Here is a 12,132-nt window from a genome sequence, read left to right as displayed (position 1 = left end):
GACAGGCCAACAAGCACGCCAGGCGGCTCGTTGCAGATACATTTTGGAAGGCTTAGTGGTTCACGTCGGCGGTCGTCCTGCGTTTCAGAAGGGAGGCAGAGCCTAACCCGCCTTGGCTTTTTTCGGCAAGTCCGCCGCCAGTTGCTCAAGGAACATCGCCAACGCTACTTCTTCGGCCTTGAGCCCTTTGCGCAGTCTCGGCTTGGGCAATTTGGAGAGTTCACCGAGGCTGAAGTGCTCCAGCACGGCAGGGTGGATGTAACACTTGCGACACACCGCCGGGGTGTTGCCCAGTTGCCTGGCGACATCCTTGACCATCGCCACCACATGGCGCTTGGCATCCGACTCAGGCTGCCATTCCAGCTCGCGCAACACCGCCAGCGCCATGGCCGTGCCGGCCCAGGTGCGGTAGTCCTTAGCGGTGAAGTCCGCACCGGTCAGGCGATGCAGGTAGTCATTGACGTCCTGGGAACTGACGGTGTGTCGCTCGCCGTCTTCGTCCAGGTACTGAAACAGGTTCTGCCCCGGCAGCTCCATGCAGCGCTTGACCACCGTGGCCAGGCGCCGGTCCTTGACGCTGATCTGGTGCTCGACGCCGCTCTTGCCGCGAAACTGGAACTGGATTTCGCTGCCTTTCACGTCCACATGACGGGTGCGCAGGGTGGTCAGCCCGTAGGATTTGTTGTCCCGCGCATATTGTGTATTGCCGACGCGGATCAGGGTGGCGTCCAGCAGCATCACCACGGTGGCCAATACTTTTTCGCGGTTGAAACCGGGTTCGGCGATTTGCGCTTCCAGCTGTTTGCGCAGCTTCGGCAAGGCGTTGCCGAATTCCTGCAGGCGCGAGTACTTGTCGCTGTCGCGCACCTCACGCCAACGCGGGTGATAGCGGTACTGCTTGCGCCCGCGCGCATCGCGGCCGGTGGCTTGCAGATGGCCCTGCGGGTCGGCGCAGATCCACACGTCGGTGTAGGCCGGCGGTACGGCCAGGGCATTCAGGCGCTTGATCTCGTCTGCGTCGCGGATGCGCTCGCCCTTGGGATCGAAGTACTGGAACTTGCCTCGCAGCGTCTTGCGACGGATGCCGGGCTGGGTGTCGTCAACGTAATGCAGGTCGCGGGGCAGCGCAGAGTCGGACATGGGGCGGATTCCTTGGCAACACATCAGGCCGGTATGTCTGATTGACCGCAGCCGTATGCGGTCGTGCCAAAAGATTGCTCAAGCCAGCACGGCGACCGCCTTGATCTGCGCCCAGAGCGTTTGGCCGGGGCGCAGTTGCAACTGGTCGCGGGAGAAGCGCGTGATGCGCGCCAGCAACGGCGTGCCTCCCGCGTCCAGGCGCACCAGCACGTGGGCGCTGTTGTCCGCGGCAATTTCCTGGGTGACGGTGACCGGCAGGCGGTTGAGGATGCTGCTGTGCTCCTCGGCTTGCAGGCTGAGGCTCACATCCCGTGCCTGCACCTTGATGCGCAGCGCCTTGCCCAGCGCCAGCGGTGCGTGGGCCACGCGCATGTGCAGGGCGCTGGCGGGCAGTTGCAGGGTGAGCAATTGGTAGTGGTCGTCGTAGGCGCTGACCGTGCCATTGATGACCACACCGGCATCGTCACCCCGCGCCAGGGGCAGGTCGAGCCGCGCCAACGTTTCACCGATGGGGCCGCTGGCCAGGGCCTTGCCGCCGCTGAGCAGCACGATGTGATCGGCCAGGCGTGCCACTTCATCCTGCGCATGGCTGACGTACAGCACCGGGATATCCAGTTCATCGTGCAGGCGTTCGAGGTACGGCAGGATTTCACCTTTGCGCTGACTGTCGAGGGCAGCCAGCGGCTCATCCATCAGCAGCAGGCTCGGGCTGGTGAGCAAGGCGCGGGCGATGCCGATGCGCTGACGCTCACCGCCGGAGAGGTGCTGGGGGTGGCGGTCGAGCAGATGGCCGATGCCCAGCAACTCAGTCGCCTGGGCCATGTCCACCCGGCGCTGTTGGCGCGGGATGCGCTTGAGGCCAAACTCCAGGTTGGCGCGCACTGACAGGTGCGGGAACAGGCTGGCCTCCTGAAACACGTAGCCCAGCGCACGCTTATGCGGCGGCACGTACAGCCCGTTACGACTGTCTTGCCAGACCTCATCATTGATCTGGATAAAACCGTCCTCGGCGCGCTCCAGCCCGGCGATGCAACGCAGGCAGGTGGTCTTGCCGGAGCCGGAATGCCCGTACAGCGCGGTCACGCCACGGCCGGGCAGGTGCAGGTCCACGTCGAGGGCAAAGCCCGCGTACTTGAGGTTAAGGCGTACATTGATCATCGACATCAGCTCCAGCCCATCCTAGTTTTACGGCTGGAGTAGAGCGCCAGCAACACAAGGAACGCGAACACCACCATGGACCCGGCCAACCAATGGGCCTGGGCGTATTCCATGGCTTCCACATGGTCGTAGATCTGCACGGAGACCACGCGCGTCTTGTCCGGGATATTGCCGCCGATCATCAGCACCACGCCGAATTCGCCGACGGTGTGCGCAAAGCCCAGGATCGAGGCGGTGATAAAGCCGGGTCGGGCCAGGGGCAACATCACCGTGAAGAACGTGTCCCACGGGTTGGCACGCAAGGTCGCGGCCACTTCCAGCGGGCGTGTGCCGATGGCGGAGAAGGCGTTTTGCAACGGCTGCACCACAAACGGCATGGAATAGATCACCGAGCCAATCACCAGCCCGGCGAAGCTGAAGGTGAGGGTGCCCAGGCCCAGCCATTGGGTGAACTGGCCGAAGTAGCCATTGGGCCCCATAGTCAACAACAGGTAGAAACCGATCACCGTCGGTGGCAGCACCAACGGCAAGGCGACGACCGCACCGATGGGGCCGCGCCACCAGGAACGGGTGCGCGACAGCCACAAGGCAATCGGAGTGCCGATGACCAGCAGGATCACGGTGGTCAGTGAAGCCAGTTTGATGGTCAACCAGATAGCGGAAAAATCGGCACTCGATAACGGCATTTACTTGGCCAGCTCGTAACCATAGGACTTGATGACGGCAGCGGCTTTAGGCCCTTTGAGGTATTCAACCAACGCCTTGGCAGCGGCGCTGTCTTTGCCCTTGTTGAGAATCACCGCGTCCTGTTTGATCGGGTCGTGCATGGACGCCGGAACGATCCACGCCGAACCGCTGGTGACTTTGCCGTCTTTATAGATCTGCGACAAGGCCACAAAGCCCAGCTCGGCGTTGCCGGTGGACACGAACTGATAGGCCTGGGTGATGTTCTGGCCTTCGACAATCTTGTCCTTGACCTTGTCGGTCAGACCTTCCTTGGCCAACACCTGGGTGGCCGCCAGGCCATAGGGTGCGGCTTTCGGGTTGGCAATCGACAGGTGCTTGAACTGGTTTTTCTTCAGCACGTCGCCTTTGGCGTCGACGTAACCGTCCTTCGCCGACCACAGTGCCAGGGTGCCGACGGCGTAGGTGAAGCGCGAACCCTTGACGCTGTCGCCTTCGCTTTCAAGCTTCTGCGGGGTGGTGTCGTCGGCGCTCAGGAACACTTCGAATGGCGCGCCGTTCTTGATCTGGGTGTAGAACTGGCCGGTAGCACCGTAGGCCGCGACCAGCTTATGCCCGGTGTCTTTTTCGAAGTCGGCGGCAATCGCCTGGATCGGCGCGGTGAAGTTGGCGGCCACGGCCACCTGGACTTCATCGGCGTGGGCGGCGGTGGCCATCAGGGCGATCCACGTCGCCAGGCAGGTCGATACTAAACGCGGGGTGGTGCTGAAGGTCATATACGGCTCCGATGCCTGTGTAGTTGGAGAAGTGCTGGAGGGCTGCAAGTCGCTGTATGTATAGGTATATAGCGAATAAATGGCAAGCAGAAAAAAAGCCGTCGTCGATGCGCCGAGATTTCTCTGCAACGCTCTAAGGGTGACCTACATCCATGGGCCGCCGATGCAAGGATAGTGAGGCGCTTTCGGGAAGGAACAACCCATGGAGAAAAGCTACGCCTATGTGAGCGTCGGGGCGACCAGCCTTGCCTCGTCCGAGAGCCAGATACAGCACTGGATCGATGACCGTGTCCTGCAACGGTCCAGGCTGGCGCCAGAGGCCAAGGCGCTGATCAAGACCACTTCCAGGGTGCCGGTGAAGTTCTCGGTCTACGCCGACCGTGACGACACTGACCAGGCGCCGATTATTGAGGCCTGGGAAGAAGTGCCGCTGTGGCATTTGCTTAATGATCGTTATGACTGGAAGAACTTCGTTGGCAAATGGCAAAAAACCGCAGTACGGGTCGAACCCCGGATGCCACGCTATTACGGGGCCGTCGCCGAGCAACTGACGTTCACTCGATTCTTTCTCGACAGCATCCGTACCGCCAGTCAATCCAGGGTTACCACCGGCACGTCCTATACCCTGGTGTTGCCCGAGAGGAACCTGGTGAAGACCGAAGTGGTGCTGTGCAGTGTCTGGAGTACCACCAACCGGTTGCTGGCGAAGATCTGGTTCGATGTGCCGTTGATCGCGTTGTCGTTAAAGGATTGGCCCAAGGCTATCAGTACCGCGTGGCCCGGTTTGCGGATTGGCGCGCGGTCGGGGGACTACATCGACTATTCCAGGGACCCGACAAAGAACCAGGTTTGGCTTGTACCCTTCGACGAGCCCGTCGCCGATGTCGACTTTATGATTCTGCCCCGCTGGGTCTCCGGTTCAGTGGTGCTGCCCGACATCGATATCGGCGTCGATCAATGCGTGGTCGTGACCCTGCGGCGACTGCCAGGAACACCTGCGGAACAGACCTACACCGTCAATATCCCGCAGGCCTATTGGTCGCGAGCCAAATGGGGCTATTACTTGAGCGTCTACATGAATCATCGCTGCCAATGGGTCAACTGTGGCGTGCTGGCCGACGACCAATTGATCTCGGTCAGCAGCGATCAGGAAAACCACTGGTATGTGCGAAATGATGCGGCGCAGGCATTGATTACTGTACAGATCGTCGCCCGGGACTTCACCCAATGGCCACAACGCCTTCCGCCCGTCGATCAACTGCCGAGAGCTCCCAGGGCCTGGCAGAAGTGGGACGGACTGGCCCGAAGCGTGGGCAACGCCCAGCTCACCGAGACCTACATTCAATCGCTGGTCAAACGTTGCCTGGCCAAGACCGGCCTGCCGAACGGAACCACCGAGCGGATCAAGACCGGGAAACGTTTTCGCTACAAGTACCTGGTGGGTTACCCCATGCATTCGTCGGGCATGTCGGCCTACAGTCCACCGCGCTACAAATATTTCTCCTTCGCCCAGGTGATGATCGGCGAGCCACAGCGCAGTGCGTTTTACCGGGAAAAAGTCGGCGAAATACATTTGGACGGCGAGCCGCTGTCACCCTCCGAAATCAAAGCGTTGTCCGGTTTGCGGGATACCCTGGTCGCGGAATTCCTGGTCGATGTCGACAGCCTTTCCCATAGTGCAGACTTCAAGAAGTTGTTCGATGACACCTGCGATGCCGTCGCCCGGGTTCGAGTTGGCCAGTTCCTGGCGGATACCAAAGAGCAGGACGCTGAATTGCGCTCAGTCGCCTTTCGATACCTGAAGGGCGACCTCAAGCCACAGGCGTTGCTGTTCAAGGAGAAGGTGGTGCCGAACGCCTTGGTCGTGGCGTTTTCGTCGAACAAAGCGTTGCTGGTATCGCTGAATATCGCAGGCCCCAAGTGGGTTGAATGGCAGCCCAGTACGGCGCCAGGTCAACCCAGTGAGAAGCTGATGGCCTTCATCGGTGCGCACCTGCCGCCGGTGGATAAATTCAGCCTGACGCGCAAGGATTTCCACCCTCGAAAAAAACGCTATGGCTATCACTACCGACGCTTTCCACCGCAACCGATTACGTTTCGAACCACCGAAGACCTTGCGCTTGAGTTGCGCCAGGCGGCCATCGCGGAAATCAAGCAGCAGATGGACTACGCCGTGTTTTCTTCCGACGAAGAGCGGCGCCGCGCAAAAACAGGCATGTTCAAAAGCCTTGTGCGGGTGGTGTCGGCATTGGTCATCGCGTCCATTGGCCCCACCGGTGGATTGGGTGCGCTGTTACTGTCAGGGATGATCCGGTTCGTCGCCAACATCAGCGACGTGAGCTTTGACTATGCACTGGCGCAGAACAGTGATCGCCCGGAGGAGTACGCGGCCTACATTCATGAGTGCAAATTGGGGGTGTTGCTCGGGCTAGTCGATCTGGGGGTGGACGTGACTGTCGCCAGCCGCAAGCTGCGTGTCCTGCTCAAGCAGTCAACCCTGGCCGCCAAGTTTGCCGTGCCCGTGCTGAACGTACCGCAGCCCGTCGATACACCGGCTAGCGTAGCGCTCAATGACGACAGCCAGGATGTGTTCCTGCTTACGCCCACCTGGCTGGCAGCGATGCGTGAGCGCTTGCGCAAGACTTTCCGTAGTGACAATGAGTTGGCCGAGCTGACGGGCTACCGTGAGGTTTCCAGCACCTGTGGTTACACCCAGGCCAGCCGCTGCGCCGAACACCTGTTGAAGAACGGCTGGGAGGTCCAGGGGATTGGCCTGCTGGTTTTTTCCGAACTGCATGACAACCAACCGCAACCGCACTTTGCGCTCTGTCTGCGTCACGAGGGTGATACCGCCATCATGGACAGCGCCCTCAGCCATCTTGATCCGGACGCCGACAAGCGCATCTATTTCGGCACGCTGGGTAGTTGGGAGCAGTACCTCAAGGCGCTGCCTGGATTGCAGAATAAAGTGGTCTGCTACAAGTTCTATGAATCGCTGGCACACGCCAGTCATGAGGTCGATGGCGTCTTTGCACTGGGCATCAGTTGGGCAGGGTTTTTCAACCAAGGCAGTTGCAGCGTGATCAACTTGCCGTCGCGTTATACGGAACAGATCCACCGGCAGATCCAGCGACTGTGGAGCGAGGTGTTCCACCAACTCGGCCCTAGCCCGTTCGACAACTCCGCGCCCGCACAGGAAACGCTCCATTCGTTCAGCCAGGCTGACCTGTTGAGCCAGGTCAGTAACCTCACCAGCCTGGTGAACGAGTCGGAGGAGTTGTTGCGCCGTACCCTTGGCGTCGAAGCCGTTCGCGACCTGCGGACGCAACTGTTGGGCCTCCTGCAAACCTGGCAAGGGGAGCCGAAGCCGGAGATTCTCGACCTGATAAGCGAGGTCATGAGCGCAGAAGCTGCCATGGTGCAACACGCGCTGATGCACCTGGAAATGCTGCAATCAGGATTGCCGGCGAACCTCACCGCAGGCGGTGACGCGTTAGTGGACTGCATTGATTGGATCGCCATGCGCGCCGAGCAGGAAGATGACAAGTGGCGCGAAGGCGTGCGCCAACTCGTGCAACGGTATGTCACTGGCGACAAGGCCTCCGTCAGTCTTTTCGCGATAGAAGCACTGGACCTGTTGTACGAGCAGGCCAAGACGGACGCCGAGCTTGCCTTTCATCATTCCCGTTCGGTGAGTTTCGGGCGCTTGTCAGCCGCCAGTGGCCGCGCGTTGTTCGCCACAGGGCTGGCGTCCATTCGCGGCGCGGACCTTGCTCGTCAGCCCGAGTGCTTTTTTGCCCTGATCCTGCGCAGCCAGCCCTATGCCCAGGACAACGAGCACTTTGCGCGGGTGGTGTATGGCATCAGCGCACTGCGCCAGAACCGTTTTGCGGTGCTGAGCCCGGCCCACGAAAGCCGGCTCAGTGGGTTTGAGCCGGTTGACGCGGTGCTGTTCTAGCGGCCGAAGCGGGCAAGGCGCTGTAGCGTTTGCTCCGCCAATTCGCGGGTCAGTTCATAGGTCGTGGTGTCTTTGCCCAGGCGCAGTGCCTGGCCGGACCATAGGTTGCTGAAGCCCGCTTCATCCTTGGCCTTGAGCGGTATCAGCGCACCGCCGGAGGTGGGGAACGCCGGTGCGGCCGGGTTGATCGCGCCCAACTCGCGCATCACCCGGTTGACGATGCCCCGTGCCGGGCGACCGGTGAACAGATTGGTCAGCGCGGTTTGGCTGGCCTGGGCATGGCGCAATGCATAGTGATGTGATGCCGTGACGTTGGCTTCGGGAGTAAACAGATACGCCGTGCCAATCTGCACCGCCGAGGCGCCAAGCGCAAAGGCCGCGACAATCCCACGCGCATCACCGATGCCCCCAGCGGCAATCACCGGCACGCTGACGGCGTCGACGACTTGCGGCAACAGGGCGAACAGACCGATCTGAGTATTGAGGTCATCACTGAGGAACAAGCCACGGTGCCCGCCGGCTTCACTGCCCATGGCGATGATCGCGTCGCAACCGTGCTGTTCCAGCCAGATGGCTTCCTCAACAGTGGTCGCCGAGGACAGCACTTTGGCACCGGTGGCTTTAACACGGTCCAGCAGGGACTTTTCCGGCAGGCCAAAGTGAAAGCTGACCACCTCTGGGCGGAATTCTTCGACGACCTGGCACGCCGCGTCATTGAACGGTTCGCGATTGGAAACCGGGGTGGGCGCATCAAAGTCGGCGCCCAGTTCGCGGTAGTAGGGTTCCAGCAGTGCCTTCCAACGACGATCACGCTCAGGGTCTGGCGCGGGCGGTTGGTGGCAGAAGAAATTGACGTTGATCGGACTCGGGCTGGCCTGGCGAATGGCGATCAGCGCTTCGCGCAGTTGCGAGAGGCTCAGTGCCGCTGCCGGCAATGAGCCCAGCGCGCCCGCCTGGTTGGCGGCGATGACCATGGCGGTGGTCGTGCCCACCGCCATGGGAGCCTGGATGATCGGCAATTCAATGCCCAGCAGGTCGAGAAGGCGGGTGTCTGGCCAGGTGCTCATGGGATGCGTCTCCAGCGTTAGTGAGGCTTTTCGCTGTTTTAGCAGGGCCCATGGCCCCCGGCCACTCTGTTTTATTCACTGGACGAACGCGTCGTTTCGTGGTGCATCATCAATCGATGGCGTCGCCCAGCACGGCGTGAATGCGTTCGGCGATATGGGTTGCATGGGTTTCCAGCGCGAAGTGGCCGGTGTCGAGCAGTTCTACCACGGCATTCGGGTTGTCGGTTTTATAGGCATGGGCGCCTGGCGGGATAAAGAATGGGTCGTTCTGGCCCCAGATCACCAGCGTCGGTACGTGCGTGGCCTTGAAGAACGCCTGGAACGCCGGGTAAAGCGCAAGGTTGTTGCGGTAGTCGAGGAACAGGTCCAGTTGGATCTCGTCATTGCCGGGGCGCTGCATGAGCAGTACATCGAGCATGTAGGATTCCGGGGCTACCCGCTCTGGCTGCTTTACGCCGTGCAGGTACTGGTAGCGCGTGCCTTCCAGGCTGATCACTGCGTTGCGGATCACCTCGCGGTTGGCCTGGCTCGGCTCGGCCCAATAGGTACGAATCGGCGCCCAGGCATCACCCAGGCCTTGCAGGTAGGCGTTACCGTTCTGCGACACCAGCGCGCTGACCCGTTCCGGATGTGCCACGGCCAGGCGCAGGCCCACCGGCGCGCCATAGTCGAAGACATACAGAGCGTAACGGCTCAACGCCAGCGCATCGACAAAATGCCCGACTGTGATTGCCAGGTTATCGAAGCTGTAGACGTAATCGCGCTCGGCCGGCACCTCGGTGAAACCGAAGCCTGGCAGGTCCGGCGCAATGACCCGGAAGCGCGTGGCGAGCAGGGGGATCAGGTCGCGGTACATGTGCGACGAACTGGGAAAGCCGTGCAGCAGCAAGATGACCGGTGCCGTTGCAGCGCCAGCTTCGCGGTAGAACATGCGCACGCCGTCGGCATCGATGTGGCGGTAGTGAATGACAGGGGTTTGAGTGGTCACGATGGAGAGCCCTTTGTAACTTGATTGAATTGATTTACGGGTTACAGTTTTAAAAAGCTGCGCCGAATTTCGTAACCTGTCAAATAATTTATTCAGGTTAGCTTTTTGTGTTTGGTAACTATCTTGATATTGAAATAGCGGTTACGATGTAGGCGCTCACAAGAGGATTGCCCATGACCCTTTCCCCACCCACTACCGCCCCCTCGGAACCTTACGTACTAGCCGACGATCCGGTGCTGGACATGCTCAACACTCTTGCGAATATCGACGGCGTGCCGTGGGATTTCTGGCAGACCGATGCCGACGTAGCCGCCTGGCTGGTGCGCCTGCATTGGGTTGAACAGAACGGCATCCCGTTGTTTGAACCGGACGCCTTGCTCAGCGCCGCACGGGAGCTGCGCGAGGTGATTCGTGCGCTGGTGGCTGCGCGCAAAGCGCAACAACCCGGCAATCCGGCGGCGCTTAACAGCTTTTTACGCAAGGCAGTGAGCCATCCGCAGTTGGTATGGCGTGCTGGCGAGACGCCAACGCTTGAGCGCCAGCGCAAGCAGCAGACGGCAGAACAGTTCCTGGCGCCGATTGCCGAGGCGGCCGCCACGTTGTTGGTGGAAGGGGATTTCAATCTGATCCGGCGCTGCGAGCATCCGGAATGCATCTTGTGGTTTTATGATCGCACCAAGGCCCACAAGCGCCGCTGGTGCAGCATGGCGTTATGTGGCAATCGGCATAAGGTCGCTGAATTTCGTAAACGCAAACTGAAGCTTTAAAGGAGATGGCTTTGCACAACATTCAGGAGCAACACATCGCGGCAATCCGCGTCTCGGGCTTGAAAGTACGTACGCGCAACGCGGATGAGATGACACCGTCCAGTGCGAAGATCGGCCCGATGTGGCAGCGATTTTTCAGTGAGGGACTGCACGAGGGCATCCCGGGAAAACTGCCGGCGTCACCCGTTTATGGGGTGTACAGCGACTATGAGTCGGATGCGCATGGCGAGTTTGACGTGACAGCGGGCGTTGCCACCGTTGAGCCGGCGGATGGGTTCGAAAGCCTTATGATAGTACCCGGACGCTACCTGGTGTTCGAAGCCCGTGGCCAGATGCCAGAGGCGATCATCAGCACCTGGCAACAGATCTGGACCTACTTCCAGCAGCCTGGCGCGCAGGCCCGTGCCTTTGTCACTGATTTCGAGGCTTACCAGGCGGACGACCTGGCGTTGATCCACATCGGGATCCGCTAGGTCTTCGACGCCTGTTCTCGGGCGAGCAACTGCTGCTTGCGTTCCACACCCCAGCGGTAGCCCGACAGCTCGCCATTGCTGCGCACCACGCGGTGGCAAGGGATTGCCACCGCCAGGCTGTTGGCGCCACAGGCCTGGGCCACTGCACGGAACGACTTCGGTGCGCCGATGCGCTCGGCGATCTGCGCGTAGCTGGCCGTGCTGCCCGCTGGAATCTCGCGCAAGGCTTGCCATACCCGTTCCTGGAATGCCGTGCCGCGCAGGTCCAGTGGCAGGTCCAGGCCGAGCGCGGGTGCTTCGATAAACCCCACGACCTGCGCAATCAGTTGCTCGAAACTCGGATCGGCGCCCACCAGTTCGGCGTTGGGAAATTGGTCCTGTAGCTCGCGCACCAGTTGGTCCGGATCATCCCCCAGCAGAATCGCGCAGACGCCGCGAGCGCTCTGCGCCACCAGGATCGCTCCCAGTGAGCACTGCCCGACGGCGAACAGGATCGCCGTATTGGTGCCGCCGGCCTTGTAGTCGCTGGGCTTCATGCCAAGCAGTTTGTCGGCGGATTCATAAAAGCGACTGTTGGAGTTGAAGCCGGCGTCATACAGTGCATCCGTCACCGAGTGCGCGCCCTTGAGACCCTCGCGCACCTTGCGCGAGCGATGGGCGCTGGCATAACCCTTGGGTGTCAGGCCAGTGACGGCTTTGAACACACGGTGAAAATGAAAAGGGCTGAGGTTGGCGTGCTGCGCCAACGTGTTCAGGCTGGGCGGGGTGTCGGCCTGTTCGATATGCCGACAAGCGTCGGCCACCAGTTGTGCATGCTGCGCTGCGAGCTGGGTCTGGTCGCCGGCCGCGCGTTTGCTGGCACGATAACCGGCGGCTTCGGCCTGCGCCGGGGTGTCGAAGAGCTCGATGTTTTCCGGACGCGGCAAGCGCGACGCGCTACTGGGGCGGCAGTACACGCCGGTGGTCTTCACACCGTAGACGAACAGCGCATCGGCCTTGGGGTCGCGGGCCAGTATGGCAGCCCAGCGCGGGTCTTGTTCGGTAGTCATGGTCGGCACTCTTGACGGATCCCGGCCAGATTAGCCGGGTCGCGAACACCTGGCACTCTGAAGCTTGCGGTC

10 protein-coding genes are annotated in these 12,132 nt (G+C 61.0%); 3 read left to right on the top strand and 7 right to left on the bottom strand.

What is annotated here, in order from left to right:
- Positions 1-102: 102 nt before the first annotated feature.
- The 4 genes from BLR69_RS06450 to modA form a co-directional block, all read right to left on the bottom strand.
- Positions 103-1,140, bottom strand: coding sequence for a DNA topoisomerase IB (locus BLR69_RS06450; protein WP_071495544.1), 1,038 nt, complete (start codon positions 1,138-1,140; stop codon positions 103-105).
- Between the two features lie 78 nt (positions 1,141-1,218).
- Positions 1,219-2,298, bottom strand: a complete 1,080-nt coding sequence (gene modC, locus BLR69_RS06445; protein WP_071495837.1) for a molybdenum ABC transporter ATP-binding protein — start codon at positions 2,296-2,298, stop codon at positions 1,219-1,221.
- Between the two features lie 5 nt (positions 2,299-2,303).
- Positions 2,304-2,984 (bottom strand): molybdate ABC transporter permease subunit, encoded by a 681-nt coding sequence (gene modB, locus BLR69_RS06440; RefSeq protein WP_071495545.1) that lies wholly within the window; start codon positions 2,982-2,984, stop codon positions 2,304-2,306.
- Complete coding sequence (gene modA, locus BLR69_RS06435) at positions 2,985-3,698, bottom strand: molybdate ABC transporter substrate-binding protein (RefSeq protein ID WP_172832148.1); 714 nt, start codon at positions 3,696-3,698, stop codon at positions 2,985-2,987.
- A gap of 262 nt (positions 3,699-3,960) precedes the next feature.
- Between modA and BLR69_RS06430 the strand changes: the two genes are divergently transcribed.
- Complete coding sequence (locus BLR69_RS06430; protein WP_071495547.1) at positions 3,961-7,716, top strand: hypothetical protein; 3,756 nt, start codon at positions 3,961-3,963, stop codon at positions 7,714-7,716.
- Here BLR69_RS06430 and BLR69_RS06425 read toward each other — a convergent pair.
- The gene (locus tag BLR69_RS06425) at positions 7,713-8,783 is read right to left on the bottom strand and encodes an NAD(P)H-dependent flavin oxidoreductase (RefSeq protein WP_071495548.1); all 1,071 of its coding nucleotides are present in this window, start codon (positions 8,781-8,783) and stop codon (positions 7,713-7,715) included. The genes BLR69_RS06430 and BLR69_RS06425 overlap by 4 nt on opposite strands.
- Before the next feature lie 109 nt (positions 8,784-8,892).
- Positions 8,893-9,714: an alpha/beta fold hydrolase gene (locus BLR69_RS06420; RefSeq protein WP_371858620.1), complete on the bottom strand. Its 822-nt coding sequence runs from the start codon at positions 9,712-9,714 to the stop codon at positions 8,893-8,895.
- Between the two features lie 230 nt (positions 9,715-9,944).
- On the opposite strand from BLR69_RS06420, the gene BLR69_RS06415 reads away from it, so the two are divergent.
- Together BLR69_RS06415 and BLR69_RS06410 are read left to right on the top strand one after the other, a co-directional pair.
- A complete protein-coding gene (locus BLR69_RS06415) occupies positions 9,945-10,538 on the top strand; it encodes a CGNR zinc finger domain-containing protein (protein ID WP_071495550.1) in 594 nt (197 codons plus the stop codon).
- 11 nt (positions 10,539-10,549) lie between these two features.
- A complete protein-coding gene (locus BLR69_RS06410; RefSeq protein WP_134434908.1) occupies positions 10,550-11,011 on the top strand; it encodes a GyrI-like domain-containing protein in 462 nt (153 codons plus the stop codon).
- Here BLR69_RS06410 and ada read toward each other — a convergent pair.
- The gene (ada, locus tag BLR69_RS06405) at positions 11,008-12,060 is read right to left on the bottom strand and encodes a bifunctional DNA-binding transcriptional regulator/O6-methylguanine-DNA methyltransferase Ada (protein WP_071495552.1); all 1,053 of its coding nucleotides are present in this window, start codon (positions 12,058-12,060) and stop codon (positions 11,008-11,010) included. The two genes, BLR69_RS06410 and ada, sit on opposite strands and share 4 nt — an antisense overlap.
- Between the last annotated feature and the right edge of the window lie 72 nt (positions 12,061-12,132).

It is taken from the genome of Pseudomonas azotoformans, from assembly GCF_900103345.1.
GTDB classification, from domain to species: Bacteria; Pseudomonadota; Gammaproteobacteria; order Pseudomonadales; family Pseudomonadaceae; genus Aquipseudomonas; species Aquipseudomonas azotoformans.
Note: the sequence above shows the minus strand (reverse complement) of the source record. Positions and strands in the feature narration are given on the sequence as shown.

Coding starts and splice junctions, on each gene's coding strand:
- BLR69_RS06450 (WP_071495544.1), bottom strand. CDS start 1,140: ATGTCCGACTCTGCGCTGCCCCGCGACCTGCATTACGTTGACGACACC.
- modC (WP_071495837.1), bottom strand. CDS start 2,298: ATGATCAATGTACGCCTTAACCTCAAGTACGCGGGCTTTGCCCTCGAC.
- modB (WP_071495545.1), bottom strand. CDS start 2,984: ATGCCGTTATCGAGTGCCGATTTTTCCGCTATCTGGTTGACCATCAAA.
- modA (WP_172832148.1), bottom strand. CDS start 3,698: ATGGCCACCGCCGCCCACGCCGATGAAGTCCAGGTGGCCGTGGCCGCC.
- BLR69_RS06430 (WP_071495547.1), top strand. CDS start 3,961: ATGGAGAAAAGCTACGCCTATGTGAGCGTCGGGGCGACCAGCCTTGCC.
- BLR69_RS06425 (WP_071495548.1), bottom strand. CDS start 8,783: ATGAGCACCTGGCCAGACACCCGCCTTCTCGACCTGCTGGGCATTGAA.
- BLR69_RS06420 (WP_371858620.1), bottom strand. CDS start 9,714: ATGTTCTACCGCGAAGCTGGCGCTGCAACGGCACCGGTCATCTTGCTG.
- BLR69_RS06415 (WP_071495550.1), top strand. CDS start 9,945: ATGACCCTTTCCCCACCCACTACCGCCCCCTCGGAACCTTACGTACTA.
- ada (WP_071495552.1), bottom strand. CDS start 12,060: ATGACTACCGAACAAGACCCGCGCTGGGCTGCCATACTGGCCCGCGAC.